We start from the raw sequence: 25,304 nt of genomic DNA, 5'->3' as shown, positions 1-25,304 counted from the left end.
GATGGAGCTTGTAATTGCAGAGAAGCCGAGCGTGGCACAGAGCATTGCGGCAGTTCTTGGTGCCACACAGCGTAAGGACGGTTATTTGGAAGGCAATGACTATCTGGTATCATGGTGTGTGGGACATCTGGTAGAACTGGCACAGCCGGAAAGCTATGAGGAAGCATGGAAGAAATGGAGCTATGAGAGCCTTCCAATCATTCCGCAGGAATGGCAGCATGAAGTGAAAAGTGATACAAAAGCACAGTATCAGATTTTGAAAAAGCTCATGCATGATGACAGGGTGGATGCAGTCGTGTGTGCTACCGATGCCGGAAGGGAGGGAGAGTTGATCTTCCGCCTGACCTACAACATGGCAAGGTGCAGAAAACCGATGAAACGATTATGGATTTCTTCCATGGAGGAGAGTGCTATCCGTGACGGCTTCCATAATCTTCGTCCAGGCAGTGATTATGACAATCTGTACAAGTCAGCACTATGCAGGCAGGAAGCAGACTGGCTTGTGGGTATCAATGGCACTAGGCTTTTTACGGTATTGTATGGTGGCAAGGCATTAAAGGTCGGCAGAGTGCAGACACCGACACTTGCCATGCTGGTAGACCGTGAAAGTAAAATCATGAATTTCAAGAAAGAAGCCTATTATATGGCTCATATCATGGAAAATGGTCTGGATGCTGTATCGGAGCATATCAGTGATAAAACGGAAGCAGAGAGGATTGCAGGAGCCTGTGAAAACGGACAGGCTCTTGTCACTTCTGTGATAAAGGAAGAAAAGTGGGTGGCACCACCGAAACTCTATGACCTTACCACACTCCAGAGGGATGCAAACCGTCTGTTTGGCTTTACTGCCAAGCAGACATTGGAATATACGCAGAGTCTTTATGAGAAAAAGTTAGTAACATATCCGAGAACAGACAGCCAGTACCTTTCCGATGACATGGAGGGAACAGCGAAAAATGTGATTGAGGCAATTTTCAATTCGCTGTTATTTGAGCAGAATATCATATTCAATCCAGATATTAAAAGAATTTTGAATAGCAAGAAAGTGACAGACCACCATGCAATCATTCCGACCATGGAGATCATCAAGCAGGACTTAAAGGCAATCCCAGAGAGCGAAATGAAGATACTTTCCCTTTGTGCAAACCGTCTGCTGTGTGCGACCGGGGAGAAGCACATTTATAATTCCACAAAGGCAGTGATTACCTGCAACAATACTGTATTTAAGGTATCTGGCAAGGAAGTGTGGAAAAATGGATGGAAGGAATTTGAGGATTTCTTCAAAAATTCCTATAAAACCGCAGAGGATAAATCGGATGCAGAGGAAGAAAAGAAGCTGCCGGAGCTTCGTGAGGGCATGATGATTGCAGTGGAGCAGACAAAGGTTTCCGAGCATTTCACACAGCCGCCAAAACATTACACTGAGGACAGCCTGCTGTCCGCCATGGAGCGAGCCGGAGCAGAGGATATGGGTGATGAAGTGGAGAGAAAAGGACTTGGCACACCTGCCACCAGAGCCGATATCATAGAAAAGCTGGTAAAAGACGGATTTGTAAAGCGTGAGAAAAAGCAGATGATTCCGACAGAGGACGGAATGAAGCTGATCACGATACTTCCAGATGTAGTAAAATCTCCGAAACTGACCGCTGACTGGGAGAATGAGCTTACTCTTGTATCCAAAGGAGAAGTTGCTGCAGAACAGTTTATGTCAGGTATTGAAGCAATGGTAACTGATCTTGTAAAGACCTATCACAGCGTTAGTGATGAACATAAAGCCATGTTTGGCACAGGCAAGGGTGGACAAGAAGTGCTAGGCAAATGCCCGAAGTGTGGTGCTGATGTAGTCAAGGGAAAATTCGGAGCGTATTGTACCGGGAAATGTGGCATGAATGTTGGCAAGGCACTTGGGGTAACACTTTCCGATACACAGGTCAAGAGCCTGCTTCAAGGGAAAAAGATACTTGTAAAAGGATTAAAAGGCAAGAAAGGCAGCTATGATGCTTATTTGATTCCGGAGAGCATAGAGGAGTTTTCCTATACGAAGGACGGTAAAGAAATCAAGGGATTCCAGTATAAGTTTAAGATGGAATTTCCACCGAAAAAGGACAAATAGAAGAAAACAATTCCAAAATAATTTGTAAGATTTTGTCGAAAACTGTCATGTATATAGTGAAGGGAGGACTTTGGCATGAATAAGGAAAAAGAAATAGATATGCTGAAAGAAAAACTTAACTATTATACGTTGGTAGCCACCGATGAGGAATTTGATGCCGAGGAAGTTATAAAAATTGTAAAAAGGCTGGAAGAACTTGAACCGACAGAAGCACCGGAAAAATCTGTCGATGAATTTTTGGACGATTTCTGGAAATATTGCGAGGAACGAGAAAGGGAGGAAAAAATACTAGAAGAATTTCGGAAGCAGAAATAGCTGTATCTATGATGAAAAAAGTGTGGTATTATGAGAGAAAGAAATTTGCAAATCGGTAGTTGTGGAGGTGCTTTATGAACGAGAGAGAAAAAATTATCCGATTATGGTTTGATATGTGGATTAAGAAAGCAGATTTAGGAATTGACAATATTTTTACAGATGATGTTGTATATACTGAGAGTTGGAGTCCTAAATATGAAAACCGCAAAACGGTAAAGCACTGGTTTGACGAATGGAATACACGCGGAAGTGTTCTTGTCTGGGAGATTAAGCAATTTTTTCATCAAGGCAATCAAACAATCGTGGAGTGGTATTTTAAAAACAAAATGAATAATGGAAATGTTGAAGAATTTGACGGAATATCTTTAATTGTATGGACACAGGATAACAAAATAAAATCATTAAAAGAGTTTGGTTGCAATCTTCATAATTACAATCCATATCGAGATAGTGATATTCCCGTATTTCGAGAAGAAAAAGCAAATTGGTTTTGAGAGGACTATAAATTTCAGTTTGTCGGTGCAACACTAATACCACACATAACTAAAATAACAACACAGCGTCAGAGCGTATGGGAAAACCTGTACGCTCTAATTTTTTATCAAAAAATGGAGGAAAACACATGGAAGAAACAAATGTAACAATGACTACAGAGGAAATGCAGGGCGAGCCTGCAGCAAAGGAAAATGAAACAAAGGCGGAGAAGTTTATCCGTATTGGTGAGTACCGCATGAATAAGGCGGTGGATGCTATTGGCAGACTGGAGAATCTTGCAAATCGAGGTTCCTACGAATATACACAGGAACAGGTAGATGCTATGTTTCAGGCATTAGAGGGGAGGGTTGCGGAAGTTAAGGCGAGATTTACGCCTAAGAAAGCGGCTGAGAGTAAGACTTTCAGCTTTGGTACAACAGAATAGGAATGTAACGGGAATTAAGGGAAAGGCAGTCATGTAGTGTATGTGGCTGCCTTTTTGTCGTATCTATGACAGGAAGGAGAACTGTGTGAGAAAATATGATTTTATATCGGCTCTGGCAAAAGAGACAGCAGCCGAGGTTGTCAAAAATCGTGAGGAATGGATGAAATACCTGACTACAGCGGCAAGGCTGTATAAGTATCCGTTCCGGGAACAGCTTTTGATCTATGCACAAAGACCGGACGCAACAGCGTGTGCTTCCATAGAACTGTGGAATGAGCGGATGCACTGCTGGGTAAACAAAGGGGCAAAGGGTATTGCACTTCTGGACGAGGACGAAGCACATGGCAAGCGTCTGAAATACGTTTTTGATGTTTCAGATGTCCATGCGGCAAGGAGAATCGGACGGTATCCGGAACTATGGGAATTACATGAGGAACATAAGGAAGATGTAATTAAGCGTCTGGAGCAGACTTATGGTGCTACCGATGATAAGAAGCTATTTGAAGAAAGACTTATGGAGTTAGCTGACAGGATTGCAGCAGATTATTATGAGGAATTGTTGCCGGATTTGCAGTACATGATCGAGGGCAGCTTCCTAGAAGGACTGGACGAGCAGAATGTCGGTATCCGTTTAAGAGATACTTTATCTGAGAGTATTTCTTTTACACTTTTATCTGCCTGCGGTGCAGATATGCAGGAGTATGGTTCGGAGTTTGCTTTCGATTTTATCCATGAATTTAATTCCATGGACACCCTTGCAGTACTTGGAGATGCAGCCAATGAGCTTGCAAAACCGGTACTTTTAGAGATTGGAAGAACCATAAGGGCATATAACAGAAGCCACGAACAGGAACAAACAGAAAATTTAACGCAGAAAAGACTTGCAAATACTTCTGAAATAGACTACAATGCGTTAAAGCGTGAAAGCGAGAGCGGACATGAGGAATATATTGACAACAATCAAAACAGCGTAGAAAGGGGCAATAGCAATGAATCTGACATACGAGAAGAATGGGGATTATCTGATCCCGACATTACAGGCGGACAGTCAGCCGGAGGGAACCGTAACGAAGTACGGAATGATGAGGGAGACTTATCTGAAGGAGAACCACAGGGGCGTGTACTCAGCGTTTCTTCTGAAAGGGACATTGAAAGAACACCTGCTGACCATTCAGAAGCAGGCAGAGGAGAGAATGGAGAAGCTGATAAGCCAGATGGCGGCAACAGAGGGAGTGACAGAACAGCTCAAGGAAACCGATCAGATGCTTTGGGTAGCGAAGATGAACAGCATTCGGAACCGAGCAGAGGAAGTGGTTCTGGGAGAACTGGTTTACAGTCTGTAACAGACACAGATGATCTTCTCCGGGGAGAAGCACCGGAACCCACCTTTACACAACTCAGCCTGTTTCCTTCTTTTGAGGAGCAGGTCGGAACAGTCGCAGCAGCGGAAGCAAGTATGAAATATACCATGCCCGCTGCTTTTTCTTTGCCACAGAATGAGCTTGAAACCATTCTTCGCAGTGGTGGAGGAAAACAGCACAGCAGAAAGCGTATCTTTGCAAAGTACACAGAGGGCAGAAATGCCGAGCAGATGGTGGATTTTCTGAAAAATGAGTACGGACAGACCGGAAAAGGTTTTGAAATCAATGGAAATCCAGTATCAGTGTGGTTCGATGAGCATGGTATGAGCGTCGGCTATGGAACACAGGCAAGGGAAACACCGATTGTCACGATGGATTGGGAAGATGTGGAGAGCCATATCCGTTCCATGATCGAAAATGGTACTTATATGAGTGCCAGTGAAGCATTTCTTGTAGATACACAGGAGAGAAATCGTGTTGCCAATCAGATCTATTTCTTCCTGCGAGATGGAATGGATGAAATGCCGGAGGAGCTTGGCTTAAAAGCAGGAAATTATCCGGAAAGTGAAGCAAAACTCATGGAGCTTCTTTCCACCCATGAGGGCAGGGAACAGCTTAAAAATATCTTGGAAGATGCGGCAGAGCGACTTGCATCGGGTGAAGCCGAATTAAAATGGCGGCATGTGAAATCACCGGAATATCTGTTATCGGAGATAGCAGACCTTGACAGGGAGAGACTGGAATTTCCATTGCCGGATGCGGTGGAGGTAGCACAGGAAGATTTTATCACACAGGATGAAATCGACTATGCACTTGGCAGAGGAAGCGGCTATGAGCATGGAGCTTTCCGCATTTATGAGTATTTCATGGAAGGACATGACCAGAAAGAAACAGTTGCTTTTCTGAAAAATGAATATGGTATTGGCGGCGGTTCCGGTGGACTTCCAGGCAACGATGATTCCCATAATGAACATGATGGAAAAGGTATCCGTCTGGAGAAGGGCAGCTATGGAAATCCGTATGCAAAAGTGCTTCTGAACTGGAATGTAGTCGAGAAAAGGCTACGTGAGCTGATCCATGAGGATAAATATTTATCTCCACAGGGGAAAGAAAACTACAAGGCATACAAGGAAGAACAGGCAGAGAAAGCAAGACAGCGAGAGCTTTCCCGTCTGGAGCATGGACAGCGACTTGAATGTAAGAAGGACATCGAAGCCTTGATTGCCGAGAAATTCAATGGTTTTGTGCTTCCGAGGAATACCGCAGATGAAATCATAGATAAATATGGCATTGACTGTGTGGAATTTGTTCTTGCAAATACCGTCACGCATTTTGATTATGATGGGCGGTTTTCGCAGAACAATAAGGAATGGGCAAAAGGCATTGTTGCGGAAAATGAGTGGCAGAATAATGATCTGATTTTAAGTTCACATCCGGCAGTATTGGACGGATTTACCAATCAGGCAAGAAGATATATCAATGTATTGTGGGAAAAAGAAAAGGAAGCACAGGAAAAGGTCACGATTGATGGATATGAGTGTGCTCTGGTTGATCAGTGGGGCAGTGAGGAAGAAAAATATCTGCTTGGAAATAACATTGCGGATAACAGCTTTTATTATGCACAGGTCAATGGGAAAACCTTTGAATATGACCATAAGCCGGAGCGTAGCGAGGTAGAGGACGATTATATCAATGCCATTGCAGAGGAAGATATTGACCGACACGAAGCAGAGGTGTTTTCAAGGTTTGAGGGGACGGATGGTATCGCAGAGCCGGATGAAACTGAGCCACAACAAGAATTTTCACAAGAGGAATCGCAGAAATTATCATGGCATGTGGTACATGATGCAGATGATGAATATGGCAATCCGACACAGTGGAGTGCAACCTTATCAGAGGGAATATTCCTTTGGATTGATAAGGAAGTGGACGGATATGCTATTTATGATACGGCAGACACCACCCGTCCGGCATTGGAGACATTTTCGACTTTGCAGGAAGCAATGGATTGGGGGAATGAGCTTGCAGAAAGTGGCAGGGAAGCAGAAGCGGAGTTCTCTGATGAAAGGGAACAGACCGAAGATGAACTGGACAACATAGACACGCAGGCTGCCCGTGAGCGTCTGGAGAATGGAGAAGCAGATCAAGAGACTGAAGATATGCTGTCGCAGGTGCTTACCGGAGATTGGGAGCCGCTTACACCTTCGTCAGAGGAAAAACAGCCTGCATCAGAAAGGCAATCAGCACAAGAAAGGGCGGTATCAGCACCAGATAAAAGTAACGCTGTCAATTTCCATATCAGCGATGACCGATTGGGTGAAGGCTCTCCAAAAGAAAAATTCCAGACAAATATTGCAGCAATCAAACTGTTGGAGCAGATCGAGGGCGAAAGTAGATATGCAACACCGGAAGAACAGCAGATTTTGTCACAGTATGTCGGTTGGGGTGGTCTTGCTGATGCGTTTGACGAGAGCAAATCAAACTGGTCAGCAGAATATCACCAGTTAAAGGAACTGCTATCACCGGAGGAGTACCGCATGGCAAGGGAGAGTACCTTGAATGCCCATTATACAAGTCCGGTCATTATCCGCCAGATGTACGAAACATTGGAGAAAATGGGATTTTCCAAAGGAAATGTACTGGAGCCTTCCATGGGCATCGGCAACTTTTTTGGTATGATGCCGGATTCCATGAAAGAAAGTAGGCTTTACGGAGTAGAGCTTGACAGTATCACCGGACGCATTGCAAAACAGCTTTATCCGCAGGCAGATGTGCAGATCAAAGGCTTTGAAAAGACCGATTATCCGAACGATTTCTTTGATGTGGCAATCGGAAATGTACCTTTTGGTCAGTATAAGGTGGCAGATAAGCAGTATGATAAAAACAATTTCCTGATCCATGATTATTTCTTTGCAAAGACGTTGGATAAGGTGCGACCTGGAGGTGTGGTTGCTTTTATCACAAGCAAGGGAACCATGGACAAGGCAAGTCCGGAAGTCAGAAGATACCTTGCACAAAGAGCAGACCTGCTTGGTGCAGTCAGACTTCCGAACACCGCATTTAAGGCAAATGCAGGAACAGAAGTGACTTCGGATATTTTATTTTTCCAGAAGCGTGACCGCATGGTGGAGCGTGAGCCGGACTGGGTACATCTGGGAGAGGATGCAGATGGCATTGCAATGAACGCTTACTTTGCAGAGCACCCGGAGCAGATCGTAGGAAAGATGGAAATGGTATCCGGTCCTTATGGCATGGAAAGCACCTGTAAGGCAGATGACAGCAGACCTTTTGCGGAGCAGTTAGCAAAAGCACTTGAAAATATTACAGGACAGATTGATACGATTGATCTGGATGAGGAGCTTGCGGATGACATGAGCAGGCAGAGTATTCCGGCTGATCCGTCCGTCAAGAATTTCAGCTATACCGTAGTTGAAAATGAGGTATATTACCGTGAAAACTCGGTTATGAAGCCTGTGGAAGTATCAGACACCGCAAAAGAGCGTATCAAGGGAATGGTGGCAATCCGTAACTGTACGCAGGAGCTGATTGATATGCAGCTTGAGGAATACTCCGATGTAACAATTAAGGAAAAGCAGGCAGAACTTAATAGCCTGTATGATAATTTCTCTAAGAAATATGGTCTGATCAATTCACAGACGAATAAGAGGGCCTTTAATCAGGATAGCAGTTATTGCCTGTTGTGTTCTTTGGAAAAACTTGATGATGAGGGCAATTTCAAAGGCAAAGCGGATATGTTTACGAAGCGTACCATTAAAAGGGCAGAGGTTGTCACAAGCGTGGATACTGCAAGTGAAGCGCTGGCAGTATCTTTAGCAGAGAAAGCTAAAATCGACCTTGATTTTATGGGAGAGCTTACCGGAAAAGATAAGGATACACTTACTGAGGAGCTTCGTGGTGTCATTTTTCAGAACCCGCTTACCGATGTCTGGGAGACAGCAGACCAGTATCTAAGTGGCAATGTGCGAGAGAAACTTGCCATAGCAGCCACTTATGCGGAAAATCATCCGGAATATGCTCCAAATGTGCAGGCTCTTACTCAGGTACAGCCGAGGGAGCTGGACGCATCGGAGATTGAGGTACGTATTGGTGCCACATGGATTGAACCAAAGTATATCAATGATTTTATGCGTGATATTTTCCAGACACCGGAACATTTATTACGCAGGGATACGATAGGTGTGCAGTTTTCGGGTGTAACCGGAGAGTGGAATGTAAAGGGAAAAAATGCGGACTATGGCAATACGCTTGTCAACATGACATACGGTACAAGCCGGGTAAATGCCTATAAGATACTGGAAGATTCCCTGAACCTCAAAGATACGAGAGTATATGACACCATTGAGGAGGATGGAAAGGAAAAGAGAGTCCTCAATAAAAAGGAAACCATGATTGCAAGCCAGAAGCAGGAAGCAATAAGGGAGGCATTTAAGGACTGGGTATTCTGTGATCCGGAACGCAGGCAGACACTTGTGGCAAAATATAATGAGCTTTTCAATTCCACCAGACCAAGAGAATATGACGGTTCGCATCTGAAATTTCCAGGCATGACACCGGATATTGAATTAAAGCCGCATCAGAAAAATGCGGTTGCCCATGTGCTGTATGGAGATAATACCCTGCTTGCGCACTGCGTCGGTGCCGGAAAAACCTTTGAAATGACAGCGGCGGCAATGGAAAGCAAGCGTCTGGGACTATGCCAGAAGTCATTATTTGTAGTGCCGAACCACCTGACTGAACAATGGGCAAGTGATTTCCTTCGGTTATATCCCGGAGCAAATATCCTTGCGGCAACGAAAAAGGATTTTGAACCTGCCAACCGTAAGAAATTCTGTTCCCGTATTGCCACAGGCGATTATGATGCCGTTATCATCGGGCACAGTCAGTTTGAAAAAATCCCGTTATCACAGGAAAGACAGGCAGCTACAATCGAAAAACAGATTGATGAGATTGAGCTTGCTATTGATCAGGCAAAAAGAGACAACGGGGAGCGTTATACCATTAAGCAGATGGAAAAATCGAGGAAAGCATTGCAGGTGCGGCTTGACAAATTAAATGACCAGAGCCGGAAAGATAATGTCGTAACCTTTGAGCAGTTGGGGGTAGACAGGCTGTTTGTGGATGAGAGCCACAATTACAAGAACCTGTTCCTTTATACGAAAATGAGGAATGTGGCAGGTATCGCACAGACAGAAGCACAGAAGTCATCTGATATGTTTGCCAAGTGCCAGTATCTTGATGAAATCACGGGCGGCAAGGGTGTAACTTTTGCGACCGGAACGCCAATTTCCAACAGCATGACGGAGCTTTACACGAATATGCGTTATCTTCAGTATGGAACGCTCCAAAAGCTGGGACTGGGACATTTTGACGCATGGGCGGCTTCTTTTGGAGAAACACAGACAGCCATAGAGCTTGCACCGGAAGGAACCGGATACCGGGCAAAGACAAGATTTGCGAAGTTTTTCAATCTGCCGGAGCTGATTGCACTTTTCAAGGAGAGTGCGGACATTCAGACACCGGATATGTTAAAACTTCCTGTGCCGGAAGCAGAATATGAAAATGTGGTTCTAAAGCCGAGCGAGTTCCAGAAAGACATGGTAGCGTCCCTAGCGGAACGTGCCGAAGCAGTCCGGGACAGGCAGGTACAGCCTTACGAGGACAACATGCTAAAGATTACAAATGACGGAAGAAAGCTGGCACTTGACCAGAGGCTGCTCAACGATATGTTGCCGGATGAGGAAAATTCCAAAGCGGCAACCTGTGTGGAGAAAGCCTATGAGATATGGGAGAATACCAAAGAGCAGAAGTCAGCACAGTTGATTTTCTGTGATTTATCGACACCGAAGGGCGATGGCACTTTCAATGTGTATGAGGATATAAAAAATAAGCTCATGGAAAAAGGAGTGCCGGAGCAGGAGATCGCATTTATCCACGATGCCAATACAGAACTAAGAAAAGCGGAGCTGTTTGCAAAAGTAAGAAGCGGACAGGTTCGTTTTTTATTAGGTTCCACCGCCAAAATGGGAGCCGGTACGAATGTGCAGGACAGACTGATTGCATTGCATCATCTGGATGTGCCTTGGAGACCTTCTGACATTGAACAGCAGGAGGGAAGAATCTTACGACAGGGCAACCAGAATGATAAGGTCAAGATATTTCGTTATGTTACGGAAGGTACATTTGACAGTTACTCATGGCAGCTCATTGAGAATAAGCAGAAATTCATCGGACAGATTATGACCAGTAAATCCCCGGTACGAAGCTGTGAGGATGTGGATGAAGCGGCACTTTCCTATGCGGAGGTCAAGGCACTTGCCACAGGCAATCCCTATATAAAAGAAAAGATGGATCTCGATATTCAGGTATCAAAGCTGAAACTGATGAAGGCAAACCATACCAGTCAGAAGTACAGGCTGGAGGATAACATCACACAACATTATCCGCATCAGATCGCCATTTTCAAGGAGCGTATCGAAGGCTTTACCGCTGATATGAATAAATATGCGAAAAATAAGCCGGAGGATAAGGAGCAGTTCTTTATGCAGGTGGGTGGAAAATCATACACCGACAAAAAGGAAGCTGGAACTGCAATCATAGCCATGTGCAAGGAGATTAAAGGCATCAATGCCAGTGCTGATGTGGGAGAATATCTTGGATTTAAGCTGAATGTAACCTTTGATTCTTTCAATAACAAGTTTGTGATGAATGTCAAAGGTGCCATGAGCCACCCGATGGAAGTAGGCTCTGATCCGCTCGGCAATATCACCCGTATCAACAATGCACTGGAAGCAATGCCGACACAGCTTGAGGAAGCACAGACGAAACTTTCCAATGTGGAACATCAGCTTGAAACAGCGAAAGCGGAGGTAAATAAACCATTTGCGCAGGAAGCGGAACTTTCCGAGAAACTGGAACGTCTTGCAGAACTTAATGCCTTGCTTAACATGGATGAAAAGGGCGATGATGCGATTGGCATGGATGACGAAGCCACGGAACCGGAAAAACCACATGAAGATGTGAAATCGGTGGATGAAAAAGGGGATGAGGTTGCTGATATGCCAGCAAAGCAGAGTAATCTTGGAAAAACGATTACGGATGATAAGCTGTCAGACCGACCAGCAGAACGGACTTCATTGCAAGAAAGGCTCGCAGTAATGAAGGCAAGAGTGTCTGGGACACCTGCAGAAAGGGATGCAGTGGATAAGGCAAAGGGGAAAGATCAGATTTTATAAAAAGTTTTATTCCCAACTTTATTCCCAACCTGTCAGAACTATTCGGGTTGGGAATAAAAGCAGGATTATTAAAAATGTTATAGCAGTTGATGTAAGGGCAGTCAGTAGTGGCTGCCTTTTATCGTACAAAATGGAGGTCATTTATGGCAGAAAATAATACAGAAAAACAGCGTGTGCAGGAGCTTACGGATAAACTGGAGCAGGGATTGCAGGATTTATTCAACAGTGACAGTTACTGCAATTATCTTAGCACGATGTCAAAATTTCATAATTATAGTTTTAACAACACGCTATTAATTGCGATGCAAAAGCCTGACGCTACGCTAGTGGCCGGATACAAGGCTTGGCAGAAGAATTTTGAGCGTCATGTAAATAAAGGGGAAAAGGCAATCCGTATCCTTGCACCTGCACCCTATAAAATTAAAGAGGAACGGGATAAGATTGATCCGGTTACACAAGAGTTGTTGCTTGATAAGGACGGAAATCCGCAGAAAGAGGAAGTCGAGATAACAATTCCGGCATTCCGGGCAGTATCTGTTTTTGATGTGTCACAGACAGACGGAAAGCCGATACCGGAACTTGCGGCAAAGGAGCTTCTTTCAGATGTGGAAGGGTATCAGGATATGATCAAAGCGGTAGAAGCCATTTCACCAGTACCGATTGAACTGGAGGAGATAGCCGGAGATTCCAAAGGCTATTATGACAGGGAAGCAAAGCGGATTGCGGTACAGGAAAACATGAGCGAGAGTCAGACATTAAAGACCATGATCCATGAGGTGGCTCATTCTAAGCTGCACAGCAAGGAAGTGGAGCAGGACGAGCAGATGAAAAAAGACCGCAACACCAAAGAGGTGGAAGCGGAGAGCATTGCTTATACGGTATGCCAGCATTTTGGAGTGGACACTTCCGATTATTCCTTTGGATATATTGCCGGATGGAGCAGTGGCAGAGATACCAAGGAACTGAGAGCTTCCATGGATACGATACGGAGGACAGCTTCGGAGTTGATTACCGGGATAGAGGAACAATTACAGGAATTACAAAGGAACAGGGAAGTATCACAGGAACAGACAAAGGAAAGTATTCTCCTCATACAGAATACTGACCTTTCAGAGTTCAGTCTGCTTGATGTATATGGCATGGACAGACCGGAACTGATGCAGGCATTGTCAGAAATGACAGACGATGACAAGTTGAGCATACAGGCATATTTGGAAAGCAGGGGTGCATGGACAACGGAAATCGGCAATCAGGATTCCAGAGAGTACGGAGAGTATCATCTGGATGTGCGTTATAACACAGATACAGATGAGCTGATTGATATGAAGGAGAGAAAGGCGGTCTATGATAAGGCAATGGAGCCGATCAATGCCGATGATGTGGTTGTTAAGTTCGCTTCCATTTTTGAAAGCGAATGGGAGGTTTTGAAAATCACAAATATGTTGAGGGATGATGTCAGAAAAATGCTCAAAGATATGGCTTCTCTTGATGAAAAAGAATGGGATGGCAATTACCTTTCATATATGGAAAAACAGGGAGCGGAAATCACGTTACTTGCGTCCAGTAGTAAGGAATTAAACGGAAATATGCCGGACTTTTGGGATTATGAATACGATTTTGATGCAGGTCTGACGGATGCGGAGAAATTGTCTGTCATGCAACAGGCAGAGCATATCATTAACCGGTTGGAGCATGGACAGCCTGCCTTTTCCGATGATGAAAGAAACTTGATTGTAAATTATGCTTATAAGCTGAGTAATGTGGAGAAAACAAGGGAGCTTGCAGAACATATCTATGCACAGGAGACAGAGGGCAATCAGGATGTGGCACTTGCAATGATAGATGCACAGGCAGAGATCGACGCACTGCCGGATAGCATGGTCGGAATATCTGAAATGCAGGAGTATGGCTATACATGGAATGAAATGCTTCCGCTGACGCAGGAGAGGGCATTGGAACTATTTGACCATGACTTGCCTGTGTATCTTCTGCATACGGATGGTTCCGAGAGTACTGTAGCTGATAGAAAACAGATTTTAGAGCATGATGGAATGTGCGGAATAGAAAAAGGGGACTGGCAGAATGAACGGAAACTTCTCATGATGCAGGAAGAACTTACAGAGAGTAATTCCAACAGGGAAGCACTGCTTTTATATGGAAATACCGATAAATACGGTATTTACCAGTTAAAGGATAATCCCGAACTGGACAAGTTCCGCTTTGAGGGAACGGAAAGCCTGAAGCGTATGGGAATAACCAAAGACAATTTTGATGCGGTATTGCCGGAAAATTATAAACTGGTGTATTTGGGCGAATTGTCAGAATTGCAGGGACGGACGCAATCGGAAACACTGGAAGCAATCTATAAAAAGCTTAATATTGACCATCCGGCAGACTACAAGGCACATTCACTGTCGGTCAGCGATATTGTGGTATTACATGAGAACGGGGAAAACAGCGCACACTTTGTAGATTCTTTTGGATTTACAGAACTGCCGAAGTTCATGCTGACACTGGAGGGCAAGGAAAATGAGATAGAGACAGAGCTTGCGGTACATATCGCAGACCGCTATATTCTCATGCATGAATGTGATGAAGGATACGATTACTCCATTCTGAATGAACAGTATCACTTGCTAGATGGCGGTGTCTACGATAATCCTGATATTACGATTCAGCGTGCAATGGATATGGTGATTGCGGATTTGAAAGAACCGAGGTTTTCAGCGGTCACAGAGCAGTATTATCGTGATGAATTTTTGCAGGGCGAGGTGTATGCAGGTTCTGAAGCAGAGATTGTTGATTTTGAGGAACTTTCGGAGAAAGCCGAGGAAGTGGAACAGGCAGATTTGGAAGCAAAGCAGGCAGAATTTAGGGAGAACAATCCGGATGTGGTTGCAGATTTCCGGGCAAGGACGGAAGAACTGTTTCACAGTCTGGACGGACAGAGTGCGGAAGATATTGAAAAAACAGTGTATGCTTATGTGCAATCGCAGATTGACGAGTACGGTCTGGATGCAGAGATTGTGGATGTAGTGGTAGCCGGTAGCCGATGCAGAGGTATTGAGCAGGAAAATTCGGATTTGGATGTGGTTGTGGAATACACAGGCTCCACCAGAGAAGATGACCTTTTCAATATGCTTCATGAGGACAGCATTTATATTGCAGGCATACAGGTAGATATTAACCCGATTACAGAGGGCAGAACCGGAACATTGGAGACTTATCTTCCAGAGGTGGAAATTTATCTGCATGAGAAGGCACAGCAGGAGCAGATCAACAATCAGCTTGTCACGCAGGGGAGAGAATTGGTGCAGGAACAAAACGCACTTGTATCAGAAGAAAAAGTGCTTTCTGAACTGGAAAAAGAGCCTGTAATTGAACCAGAGACAGTCCATATCACATTTACCGTTGCGGAGTGTGGGGAATTTCACAATATGGGTGAATACCATGAGGGCATTGAAACGATAGAGGAAGCTATGAAACTTTACAATGCCATTGATCCTTCCCGTATGCATGGGATTCCTTCTATTGGTGTAAATATGCACATCGAGGGGACTGAAGAATGGGAAGATGAGCAGGCAGACATTGTAAGCGGCAAGAGAATTGATGTGGATTTCCTGAATTATACACCGGAGCTTCGTGATACACCAAAGGTGCAGGACGCAATTAAAAAGCTGATTGCGGCATATCCGGAGAAAGATGTGATTGATATGGAGACAAAAGAGCAGAAGATACAGACACTTGCGGCAGAACTTGACCAGTTATCTTATGAGCTTGATACATATGGATATAGAGATTCGGTATCAGACAGAGAATCACAGATACAAATGATTGCTGATGATATAAGAACTGGAAATGTGAAACCTCTAAGTATTTTCTTACAGGCATCTATTGACGAGGGGATAGACGAGGACAGTGAGAGACAGGCAAAGGAACTGCTTGTGAAATTGGCAGAATACAAGCCGCTTGCTAAGATCGAGGAACTGGAGGAACAGAATTATAACATGATTGATGAGAGACTCAACAATGGCGTGGAAAAATTCAATCGTGAGGAAGAAAAGAAAGAACAGCAGGAAAAGCCACAGGCACGTTCTTCCTTAAAGGAGCGACTGGCAGCCAAGCAGAAGGAAGCAACACAGGGAAACAATAAGGATACGAAGGAACAGGAAAAATCAAAAAATTCGCATAGGGAGATGTAGGTTGATGAATAAATTCACAGTAGAAGAAATCAATTTCATGTGTGTTTTTGAGACACAGAACAGAATGAAGATGATGGAAGAAATCAGACGGATAATGCCGTACATAAAGGACAGCGATATGGAAGATCTTTCTAGGCAGGTGTTGAGAAAGTTGGATGGCATGACAGATAAGGAATTTGCGGAAAATTCATTAGAAGCGGTAGAAGAATAGCGGTATCGAGTGGGTAGTCAGTTGCAATGGCTGGCTACCTGCTTTTTTAATTTGGCAAATTTTTGACATATAAAATTGATTGAGAAAAATCATGGGGTAAGGTGTTATGTTTTGATTGATTTTAAGATTGATGAGCTTACACATCAGGATTTAGGACAGATGCAGATGTATGTAAATTATTATGATCGCTATGAAAAAATTGAGGGAGAAAATCCAACAATAGGTATTTTACTCTGCAAGCAAAGTGATGAGGCTCTGGTAGATTTGACACTTCCGGAAAATGCTAATATTTATGCAAAAGAGTATAAATTATATTTGCCGGATAAGAAACTGTTACAGAAAAAATTAAAAGAATGGTTAGATGAAGAACAAAATTGATTCAGAGGGGAGAGTGCTATCTATGGGATAGGATTCTCCCCCATTTTTATAAGCTGTGATTTCTGTTTTTTGTCTGTTGTGCCTGCACCGGATCGGGCTGCGTCTGACCGAGGTATTGATTCAGATTTTCCAGTTTTCGGTTTAATGATTGAACCTCTTTTTCACATTTCTTGTAGGTGGAAGTCAGCTCGCTTTTCTGCTTCATCAGTTCCTGATACTCTGCTTTTAGCTTATCGACATTCAAGCCCTTTAAGTTTATGCCCGCTTGTTCAAGCATGCGTCTTGCGCCACCATAAAGGATAATTTGGCTTTCGTATCTGCGGAAATATGCGTCCGGGTTCTTGGCTTTCTTGTAAGCGATATGATAGGAGCGGTTGTCTTTGTACTGCTCGGCATATTTGATGATTTCCGCAAGGTCTTTCATGTAGTGTTCCAGTTCCACAACGCTCTGTCTGGCGGACTTGACCGCTTCGGTTTTTACAGTAATTTTATTTTCCAGATCGGAGAGAGAACCAGCTTCATTATAGCTTTGTGCGGCGATTTTCAGATTCTCGATTGCTGCCCACTGTTGTAGTCCGGGACTGTTCTGGAATTTCTCGTCCGAGGTGTCAATGAGCCTGCGGGCAGAGTAGTCTTTTTTCGGGATAACTGCCTTTCGTTCCCGCTTCCTTTCAATGCGTTCCCTGATACGCTTCTTTGTGTATTTCTTACCCAAAGACTTCGCACTGCCACGCACAAAACGCTCTTTATCCAGAGGACGGAATGAGATGTATTTGGCAGCTTCTTCTTCAAAAGTTTCCCCTTTGATTTCATACCCTTTGGCTCTCATCAGAAGCAGAAATTCTTCATAAGTGGAAGCCGACTTGATGCAGAAATTGATGTCCTTTCTGATCTGCGTTTTCCATGCAGAACCGCTCTGCTCAGACTGCCATTCCTTGTATTTTTTGCCACGTTCACCGCCGGGAATGATGACAGAAAGATTGTGTTCCTTGCACAGTTCATCACTCAGGTGACGGATGCGGTGGTAGGTCTGTGTACAGTCATGGTATTTGTTGTATTCAATGTTGTCAGCCGCACAAAAGATGATATGATTGTGTATATGCCCCTTATCAATATGCGTGGTGACAACATACGAATATTTCCCCTCTAAAACCTTGTCTGCAAGCTCCTTTCCGATGAGGTGCGCTTCCTCATAACCGACCTCGCCCGGAGCAAAAGCCTGTATGAGATGATAGGCTTTGTTGGGACTGTTTTCCCTGCAATGGTCAAGCGTATATTTAAAGTCAATTGCCGCAGTTTCAGGCGCACACGCATAAGACGAAACATAGATTTGTTCATCGGTTTTGTCCGGGTTGCAGATATATTCTATGGCTTTATCAACGGTTGCTTTGATAGCATGGATTTTTGTGTATGCCATACCTCATTCATCAACTCCTTTACTTCGTTTATATCCTCTTGATAAATGTTTCCGGTGCTGTTTACCCTCTTTGCGATCTGGTTTAAATTGGAGCTGATACGTCCCAACTCCGTATTATAATTTCGCAGGTAACTGTAATCAACATCATACACATATCCATATAAGATCAGCTTGCGCAGGAACGCAGACATACTCTTCATGCCGGATGCTTTGAACTTGGTATTGAGGATGTACTGCTCATCATCGCTGAGATAAAATTGCACCGGATTGGTGCGGTTTCGCTTTGCTATTTCTGCCACTTCCTTTCTCTCTTTTGGGTACAAAAAAACTGCTGTAAAATGTTCGATTTTACAACAGTCTGTTTCAAGTTTTATTCAGTTTTGGACACAATCACCCACAGCAAATTGTAGCAAAAGCGGCAGAAAAGGTCAAGGTGTTCCGGTGCAGAACCAAAGAAAAATGAAAAGAGGGTTAGGGACACTTCCCTATGGAAATTCACCCGTACAGACGATAGATAGGAAAGTGTGGGAAATTTCGCCTGTGTCATGACACAGGCAGTGCTTGCTAAGGTTGTTTTTGGCACTCGCGGAGGGTGTGCCAGATAGAACAGATTAAAGCAAATAAAGCAAATAAAGCGATATATGTGATATGTTATTTCACAACAAAAAAAGGTCGGTTCACAACATGGCGGCTAGCTATTAAAAGACTTTTTCCGATATAATAAATATAATTGTATGTAAGTAAGGAAGTGACAAGATGCAAATAGCAATCTGCGATGATGAAAAATCTATAGGATTGATATTAGAAGAAAAAATAAAGAAATTATTACCGGATGCAGTAATAGAAAAATATTTATCTGGTGATGAATTGATTGCAAGTGGTTGTGAGCCGGATATTCTATTTTTGGATATTCAGATGCCAGGAATGGATGGAATGGAAACGGCAAGGATTCTGCGTCAGAAAAATGAAAGAATGGTATTGATATTTGTAACTGCTGTGGAGGAGTATGTTTTTCAGGCATTTGATGTTGCAGCATTTCATTATCTGGTGAAACCGTTTTCAGATGAAAAATTTGAGGAAGTTGTGAAACGTGCAGTCAGAAGCATTAAAGAATATTCTGAAAATCAATTGGATGAAAAATACATGATGGTGCAGTCCGGAGGAAGCCATATGAAAGTGTTTTTGAAGGATATTGTGTATGCTGAGGTATATAATCGAAAAGTCATTATCCATACACGGGATACGAATATTGAATATTATGGAAAATTGCAGGAACTGAGTGAAATTGCGGGAGCAGATTTTTTTCGTACACACAGAGCCTACCTCGTACATTTCAAATATGTTCAGAAATATGATGCAAATTGTGTGACGATGGAAAATGGAACTGCATTGATTGCAAAACAGAATTATTCTGAGTTTGTAAAACAATATTTGAAATATAATCAGAGGAAAGGAAAAGAAATCGGATGAGTTTGGTAGAAAAATGCTGGATGGTTACATCGAAAATTTCTGTTATTGCACTCCTTATGATTACAGGAATCTATTTTGGAAAATTTGTTTGTCCCTATATAAAAAAGAAAAAAGGGGCTGTGGCAGTCAGTATTGTTTATATTACGATTATGCTTGTTTTATATATGATTCCGCCACAGATTGATAATTTTTCCGCATATCTGATTGGAGTTATAGCAGCGTTTCTTGTGATGTATGTAGAGGACAGAAGAAATATATATCAGAAAATATTTCTTGCAATTACGTTCTTTTCGATCCGATGGTTAACGGTTGCAATGGCAGCCAGACTTGATGATCTTGTTACAAAAGCACTTGTATTTCGGAATATGAGTGCAGAAAAAGTGTGGTTGCAGTACGGACTATATGTTGGAACCAGAGTTTTGGATATTGTACTTTGTATTGCTTTTATTGCGGTTGCAATAGGACTGATCAATAAAGCGTACATATACAAAAAAGATGAAATGAGCGTCAAAGAGATGGTAATGCTTATTATACCTTCACTTGTAGGCGTCACTGGGTATGGCATTTTACAATATTATCTCATGATATACGAAAGAGATACTGGAAAGAACTTGATTGATACATATGGATTTTATGGAGCTTTAAGCTTTTTACACTATCTGATTTCCATAGTTGCTATTTTTGTTGTGATTGTAATGTTTCAAAACTGGAAAGAGATGCAGGAAGAACAGCGGGGACAAGAGCTGGTATTAAATCAGATCAGTGACATGAAAAAGCATATCGAGGAAGTCGAAAAGTTGTATCGGGATATCCGCTCCATGCGCCATGATATGGGAAATCATATACAGACACTGGAACATCTGGTGGCACATAATAATATGGATGATGCTACAGAATACTTGGAACATCTGAAAAATGAATGGGACAAGGTATCTCCGGAGATAAAGACAGGAAGTCCGGTAATTGATGTCATTTTGATGGAAAAGCTGAGACAAGCAAAAGAAAGGCAGATTCGGTTTCTGTCGGATTTTCATTATCCGCAGAATACGAAGTTAAATGCATTTGATTTGAGTGTGATCATGAATAATGCCTTGAATAACTGCATGGAAAATGTAAGTGGAGATGATCCGTATATCAGCATTTCTTCTTTTCGGAAAAACAGTATCTTTATGATAACCATAAAAAACAGTTTTGGGGGTCAGCTTAATTTTGGTGATAGCGATTTGCCAGAAACAACCAAATCTGGGATGGAACATGGAATGGGTTTGAATAACATTCGCCGGGTTGCCAGAATGTATATGGGAGATATATCTTTGGAGCAGGGAAATGAGGAAGTAATCCTTAGCATTATGATGCAGGTAGAATAAAGAAATAAATTGGCACTATGTATTTTGTAAATTACAGAAATATGTAGTGCTTTTTTTGTGCAGGTAGCGATGAAGATATGTTGCTTGCAACAATATTTGAGGAGCACTGCGACAGTCTGAAAAGCATTTTCAGACTGCTTCACAACGAAAAAAGGGCGGTTCACAACATCACAGTTTATTGTGAAGAAAGATATGCCGAAAGAAAAAATAAAGAGAAATCATGTTATACAGATTTTCAGGAAACGGATTTCAGAGTATTAGCTCAAGGAGGACAACGAAATGATGAAAATTAATGGATTTAACGGAACGAATACGCAGACAGGAGCAATGGGAATGGCACAGGCGAATGATTCTGTGAGTAAAAATATTCAGAATCAGATTGCAAATGCACAGCAGAAATTGCAGGACTTATCATCAAATGAAGAACTGTCATTAGAGGATAAGATGAAGAAACGTCAGGAGATACAACAGGAAATTACAAATCTCAATCAACAGTTAAGACAGCACCAGATCGAGCAGAGAAGTAAGCAGCAGAGTAAAAAGTCATCTATGGATGATATGGTGGCTGGTACAAAAAATACATCTGCAAAGAAAGGAACAGGCTTGTCACAGGCAGGTATGCGGGCAATGATTTCCGCAGATTCATCTATGAAGCAAGCAAAAGTGCAGGGTAGTATGGCAACACAGATGGAAGGAAGAGCCGGTGTGCTTGAGTCTGAAATCAAGCAGGATGCTGGAAAAGGCAATACCGAAAAGAAAGAAGAAGAACTGGCAGATTTGCAGGCAAAAGTGCAGTCTGCAACAGCATCACAGATGTCTTCACTTTCAGATGCAAATAAATCTATGGAAGAAGCAGCAAAGGCAGACAACCGTACAGATGCAGCAGAAACAAAGAAGGATCAAACGCAGAAAGCAGAGAATACACAGGAAAATGCAGATACGGCAACAGATGCATCAGAGAATGCAGATGTTAAAACAGAAACAGCAGAAACAATAAAAAATCCAGCATCAGAAAGTGGACAGTCGGTAGTATATACACCGATCGATATACGTTTATAGTTCGGAAAGGAGGCTGGTGTTATGTCAGAAATCAAAAGTTTTAGTGATTATACAAGTAAATATAACAGCAATGTAGATTTTTCAGCGTTGTTTAGTGGAACGTCAGATAGTTCATCAGTAGGCAATACAAATATGCTTTCTGATTATGCTGCAATCAAAAATGGAAGCTATGGAAAACTTATGAAAGCATATTATGCAAAACAGGATGCTGAAAAATTATCGGGAAAAGGTGATACTTCACAAAAAATTACCTTGATGAAAACAAGTGCGGATTCTCTGAAAAAATCAGCAGATGCTTTGAATGACTCTTCTCTTTGGGAAAAAAAGAAAATAAAAAAGAAAGATGAAAAAACGGGGGAAGAGATTGAGGTAGAGGATTATGACTGGGATAAAATCACCAAGGCAGTAAAATCTTTTGTTGAAGATTATAATGATGTAGTTAAGGAAGCCGGAGAATCTAATACAAAGGATGTATTGCGAAATGCTTCATGGATGACTGGAATGACAGACAAAAACAGTAATATGCTTGCCAAAATAGGTATTACCATAGGAAAAGGAAACAAGTTGGAATTAGATGAGGATGCTTTAAAGCAGGCAGATATCAGTTCGCTGAAAACGGTCTTTACAGGATATAATTCTTTTGTAAGCAAAATATCGCAGAAAGCAACTGGTATATCGAATGCTGCAAACCGGGCGAGTGCAACCTATACAAATAATGGTACATACTCTAAGACGGATTTTTCTTTGACATCAAGCAAGATAGATAAAGAAGTATAGAAAGTGTGGACTAACTTAAGGAGGTTGCTATGAAAGTTCAAGGAAATAGGTATATTAATAATCCAGAGATGATAAAAAATAAGGTTGAGAAGAAAACAACTGTTTCTCAGAATATTATTTCGGAGGATGATGTGAAAATCAGTGATTCAGCAAGAAAGTTAGTTGAGACTGCTCGTGATAAAGTCTCAGATTTTCAGGCAATGCATTTTTCGTCAATCAATGGAGAGATAAAAGAAATACCAGCAGAATACAAATGTGAAAATTTATTCAAATTAGATTTGAAAGCAGCTTCCATTTCTGGAGAACAAAGTGCGTTTGAAGGCTGTTTGGAAAATCAGTCAGAGGTTTTTGGAAAATGGCTGGACGAAAATGCTTCTGAATATTTGACAGAAGATGAAATGAAAGATTTAAAAGAGAAAATTAATACAATGACAGCAGATATGGACTCTTTAAATGCCAAAGAGGGATATAGAGGAACTTCCTATGAATCCGTATTTTTGTTAAGTGCAAGTGAAGCGGGACTAAGGAAAGTAAATGAAATGTATGTTCCAGAGCAATTACAAGCAGGTTTTTCAGACATGATTGACGAATATGTTCATTTTAATGATTCGGCACGTAATTCTATCATGGAGAAAATGACACCAGATTACATGGTTGTTGGAATTGGAAGTAAAACAGATCAAAAATTATTTTGTAATGAAATGAAAGACCGTTTAAATGATTACTATGGAAGCAGGTATGAATTAAGGAATCAGCCAGAAGCTGTTGAAAGCAGAGTAAATAATATGCTGGACAAATTGCAGCATATGTTTGGCGTTTAATGTTGAAAAAGGGTTTGGAGAATAATTATGAAGACAGTAACAGATGTAAACACAGTAAACCAGCTATTGACATATTCAAAGCAAGCAGAGGCAGGAATACACCAAAAAGCAATCAATAGCTGCACTGATAGATAAAAATGCGAATATTTCTAACAGTGAATTGGCTTATTATTTTGCAAACTATAATAATTCAAGTGCTATTTTGGATGCAATCAATTTTGGGGAGAATGTTTCCTGTGGATATAATTCTGATTTTAAGGAGTACGGGGTTATTTCCTTTGACCTTAATGGGAGCAGACAGGTAGTACCTAATTATGCAGTACCGAAAATGAATACAAGCACCATGTCAGGCATTTGTGCTGCAAATAATTCTTTGGTATTAAGTAATAAGAGTTATTATTCATGGACAACATCAAGTGGCGGTAAATATACATGGACGGTCAACAATGGAAGGATAGGCTGGGCAGCCTCGGAATCGTTGCTTGCAGAGAATACAAATCAAAAAGGGACAAATTATAAGTGGGAAATGCACAAAGCAAGTAATATTTTATCTGATCTGGCACAGGGAAAGAGTGTGTGGGGTTATCTCTACAGTAATGAGGAAGTACTGTCAGTCTGTGAGAAAGTCGGGATTTCTCCGGGATTCTTTTCTATAGATGCGGGAGCAGGAAAATACACTTATTTATTGCAGGAATCAGGAAAGACCATAAATGTTGACGCAAAGATAAAACAGTTAAATGATATAAACTGGATAGAAATCGGATATAAAGAAGGAGATACGTTTTCTGTTTATGGTAAAGAGTATGCCATTGACAGCAGTGGGCATATCAATGTTTCGGCAGAAGATGAATTTACATCAACGGAAATTAAATATCCAAGTCGTTCAATATAATAGAAATTATTTTAAGTTTCAATAACAGGGAGGTAGGATTATGGCAATTACGGGTATCAATAACAGCAGTTACACATCGTATTATGCTTCAAATTATAAGAATACTGTAAAAAAAACAGATAGTGAAAAGGATAGTACAAATACAAAAGATGGCAACGTGACAACAAGTACAGTTGAATTAAAAACATCACGTCCCGGTGTGACAAAAACAGAGCAGATTAAGACAGGGTATAGTAATGTAAATGATTATTCAAAATACTTGCAAGGAAAATACCATTATATGAATATAGGGCTGACTTCAATGCAGGGTATTCCGACAACGGTATCTGTTTCAAGTGCATTTTTACAAAAATGCATGAATGATCCGGAAAAAGCAAAGTATTTGGAGGAAAACTTAGCAGCCATTCCGGATTGTACAAAAGATACGATTAATGGATGTTTGGGCACTGTGACAAATCAGAGTTATATGATTGATGCAAACGGAAATATTATAGAGACAGCATCTTGTACAAATGATCCAGATGGGAAAATAGCGAAAGAGAATGCTGAACGAAAAGCAAAAGAGAACAGAGAAAAAGAGAAAAAAGTAAAAGAGAAAAGAGCTGCTAAAAAAGCAGAGGAAGAAAAAGCTGCAAAGAAACGTGCAGAAAAATCGGCAGAAAGAAAGGAAATGGGTGATTATACCTTATCCGTAACTGGTACTGATGTAAAAAGTATGACACAAAGCCTTGTAGCAGGATCTGTGACTA

Annotated in this window: 18 protein-coding genes; 16 read left to right on the top strand and 2 right to left on the bottom strand. The window is 42.0% G+C overall.

Annotated features, from left to right (window positions below; translation table 11 throughout):
• Position 1: 1 nt before the first annotated feature.
• The 8 genes from WMO38_RS06190 to WMO38_RS06150 all read left to right on the top strand — a co-directional run bounded on the left by WMO38_RS06190 (position 2) and on the right by WMO38_RS06150 (position 16,752).
• Positions 2-2,113 (top strand): DNA topoisomerase 3, encoded by a 2,112-nt coding sequence (locus WMO38_RS06190; RefSeq protein WP_349161906.1) that lies wholly within the window; start codon positions 2-4, stop codon positions 2,111-2,113.
• 75 nt (positions 2,114-2,188) lie between these two features.
• Positions 2,189-2,428: a histidinol dehydrogenase gene (locus WMO38_RS06185; protein ID WP_349161905.1), complete on the top strand. Its 240-nt coding sequence runs from the start codon at positions 2,189-2,191 to the stop codon at positions 2,426-2,428.
• A 74-nt stretch (positions 2,429-2,502) separates the two neighbouring features.
• Positions 2,503-2,922: a nuclear transport factor 2 family protein gene (locus WMO38_RS06180; RefSeq protein WP_006573504.1), complete on the top strand. Its 420-nt coding sequence runs from the start codon at positions 2,503-2,505 to the stop codon at positions 2,920-2,922.
• Between the two features lie 128 nt (positions 2,923-3,050).
• A complete protein-coding gene (locus WMO38_RS06175; protein ID WP_349161904.1) occupies positions 3,051-3,347 on the top strand; it encodes a hypothetical protein in 297 nt (98 codons plus the stop codon).
• A gap of 85 nt (positions 3,348-3,432) precedes the next feature.
• Positions 3,433-11,961, top strand: coding sequence for a helicase-like domain-containing protein (locus WMO38_RS06165; RefSeq protein ID WP_435390995.1), 8,529 nt, complete (start codon positions 3,433-3,435; stop codon positions 11,959-11,961).
• Positions 11,962-12,104: 143 nt separating this feature from the next.
• Positions 12,105-16,163, top strand: coding sequence for a YodL domain-containing protein (locus WMO38_RS06160; RefSeq protein WP_349161903.1), 4,059 nt, complete (start codon positions 12,105-12,107; stop codon positions 16,161-16,163).
• Between the two features lie 4 nt (positions 16,164-16,167).
• On the top strand, positions 16,168-16,374 hold the full coding sequence (locus WMO38_RS06155) for a transposon-transfer assisting family protein (RefSeq protein WP_008118600.1): 207 nt from the start codon (positions 16,168-16,170) through the stop codon (positions 16,372-16,374).
• A gap of 75 nt (positions 16,375-16,449) precedes the next feature.
• Entirely contained in the window at positions 16,450-16,752 is a 303-nt protein-coding gene (locus WMO38_RS06150; protein ID WP_270466657.1) for a PDDEXK nuclease domain-containing protein, read from the top strand.
• 46 nt (positions 16,753-16,798) lie between these two features.
• Here the strand turns inward: WMO38_RS06150 and WMO38_RS06145 are convergent, their stop codons facing one another.
• Positions 16,799-18,169, bottom strand: coding sequence for a relaxase/mobilization nuclease domain-containing protein (locus WMO38_RS06145; RefSeq protein WP_349161902.1), 1,371 nt, complete (start codon positions 18,167-18,169; stop codon positions 16,799-16,801).
• Positions 18,118-18,459 (bottom strand): MobC family plasmid mobilization relaxosome protein, encoded by a 342-nt coding sequence (locus tag WMO38_RS06140; RefSeq protein ID WP_186867623.1) that lies wholly within the window; start codon positions 18,457-18,459, stop codon positions 18,118-18,120. Before WMO38_RS06140 ends, WMO38_RS06145 begins: the two co-directional genes overlap by 52 nt.
• Before the next feature lie 466 nt (positions 18,460-18,925).
• On the opposite strand from WMO38_RS06140, the gene WMO38_RS06135 reads away from it, so the two are divergent.
• The 8 genes from WMO38_RS06135 to WMO38_RS06100 all read left to right on the top strand — a co-directional run.
• Entirely contained in the window at positions 18,926-19,639 is a 714-nt protein-coding gene (locus WMO38_RS06135; RefSeq protein WP_055068080.1) for a LytR/AlgR family response regulator transcription factor, read from the top strand.
• Positions 19,636-21,006, top strand: a complete 1,371-nt coding sequence (locus WMO38_RS06130) for a sensor histidine kinase (protein ID WP_349161901.1) — start codon at positions 19,636-19,638, stop codon at positions 21,004-21,006. The genes WMO38_RS06135 and WMO38_RS06130 overlap by 4 nt, the downstream gene beginning before the upstream one ends.
• A 77-nt stretch (positions 21,007-21,083) precedes the next feature.
• On the top strand, positions 21,084-21,299 hold the full coding sequence (locus tag WMO38_RS06125; RefSeq protein WP_055238207.1) for a hypothetical protein: 216 nt from the start codon (positions 21,084-21,086) through the stop codon (positions 21,297-21,299).
• Complete coding sequence (locus WMO38_RS06120; protein WP_349161972.1) at positions 21,289-22,065, top strand: FlxA-like family protein; 777 nt, start codon at positions 21,289-21,291, stop codon at positions 22,063-22,065. The genes WMO38_RS06125 and WMO38_RS06120 overlap by 11 nt, the downstream gene beginning before the upstream one ends.
• A gap of 21 nt (positions 22,066-22,086) precedes the next feature.
• A complete protein-coding gene (gene fliD / locus WMO38_RS06115; RefSeq protein ID WP_349161900.1) occupies positions 22,087-22,842 on the top strand; it encodes a flagellar filament capping protein FliD in 756 nt (251 codons plus the stop codon).
• Between the two features lie 29 nt (positions 22,843-22,871).
• Positions 22,872-23,663, top strand: coding sequence for a hypothetical protein (locus WMO38_RS06110; protein WP_349161899.1), 792 nt, complete (start codon positions 22,872-22,874; stop codon positions 23,661-23,663).
• A gap of 202 nt (positions 23,664-23,865) precedes the next feature.
• Positions 23,866-24,555, top strand: coding sequence for a hypothetical protein (locus WMO38_RS06105; protein ID WP_349161898.1), 690 nt, complete (start codon positions 23,866-23,868; stop codon positions 24,553-24,555).
• Between the two features lie 40 nt (positions 24,556-24,595).
• Positions 24,596-25,304: hypothetical protein (locus tag WMO38_RS06100; protein ID WP_349161897.1), on the top strand; the 709-nt coding region annotated here is incomplete at its 3' end.

The organism is Lachnospira hominis (ex Hitch et al. 2025) (assembly GCF_040096395.1).
Classification (GTDB): domain Bacteria; phylum Bacillota; class Clostridia; order Lachnospirales; family Lachnospiraceae; genus Lachnospira; species Lachnospira hominis.
Note: the sequence above shows the minus strand (reverse complement) of the source record. Positions and strands in the feature narration are given on the sequence as shown.

What these genes read in the sequence shown, in the direction of transcription:
- WMO38_RS06180 (WP_006573504.1), top strand. Translation starts at nt 2,503, where the DNA reads ATGAACGAGAGAGAAAAAATTATCCGATTATGGTTTGATATGTGGATT.
- WMO38_RS06125 (WP_055238207.1), top strand. Translation starts at nt 21,084, where the DNA reads ATGTTGCTTGCAACAATATTTGAGGAGCACTGCGACAGTCTGAAAAGC.
- WMO38_RS06120 (WP_349161972.1), top strand. Translation starts at nt 21,289, where the DNA reads ATGAAAATTAATGGATTTAACGGAACGAATACGCAGACAGGAGCAATG.
- WMO38_RS06160 (WP_349161903.1), top strand. Translation starts at nt 12,105, where the DNA reads ATGGCAGAAAATAATACAGAAAAACAGCGTGTGCAGGAGCTTACGGAT.
- WMO38_RS06155 (WP_008118600.1), top strand. Translation starts at nt 16,168, where the DNA reads ATGAATAAATTCACAGTAGAAGAAATCAATTTCATGTGTGTTTTTGAG.
- WMO38_RS06130 (WP_349161901.1), top strand. Translation starts at nt 19,636, where the DNA reads ATGAGTTTGGTAGAAAAATGCTGGATGGTTACATCGAAAATTTCTGTT.
- fliD (WP_349161900.1), top strand. Translation starts at nt 22,087, where the DNA reads ATGTCAGAAATCAAAAGTTTTAGTGATTATACAAGTAAATATAACAGC.
- WMO38_RS06110 (WP_349161899.1), top strand. Translation starts at nt 22,872, where the DNA reads ATGAAAGTTCAAGGAAATAGGTATATTAATAATCCAGAGATGATAAAA.
- WMO38_RS06175 (WP_349161904.1), top strand. Translation starts at nt 3,051, where the DNA reads ATGGAAGAAACAAATGTAACAATGACTACAGAGGAAATGCAGGGCGAG.
- WMO38_RS06145 (WP_349161902.1), bottom strand. Translation starts at nt 18,169, where the DNA reads ATGGCATACACAAAAATCCATGCTATCAAAGCAACCGTTGATAAAGCC.
- WMO38_RS06135 (WP_055068080.1), top strand. Translation starts at nt 18,926, where the DNA reads ATGCAAATAGCAATCTGCGATGATGAAAAATCTATAGGATTGATATTA.
- WMO38_RS06190 (WP_349161906.1), top strand. Translation starts at nt 2, where the DNA reads ATGGAGCTTGTAATTGCAGAGAAGCCGAGCGTGGCACAGAGCATTGCG.
- WMO38_RS06185 (WP_349161905.1), top strand. Translation starts at nt 2,189, where the DNA reads ATGAATAAGGAAAAAGAAATAGATATGCTGAAAGAAAAACTTAACTAT.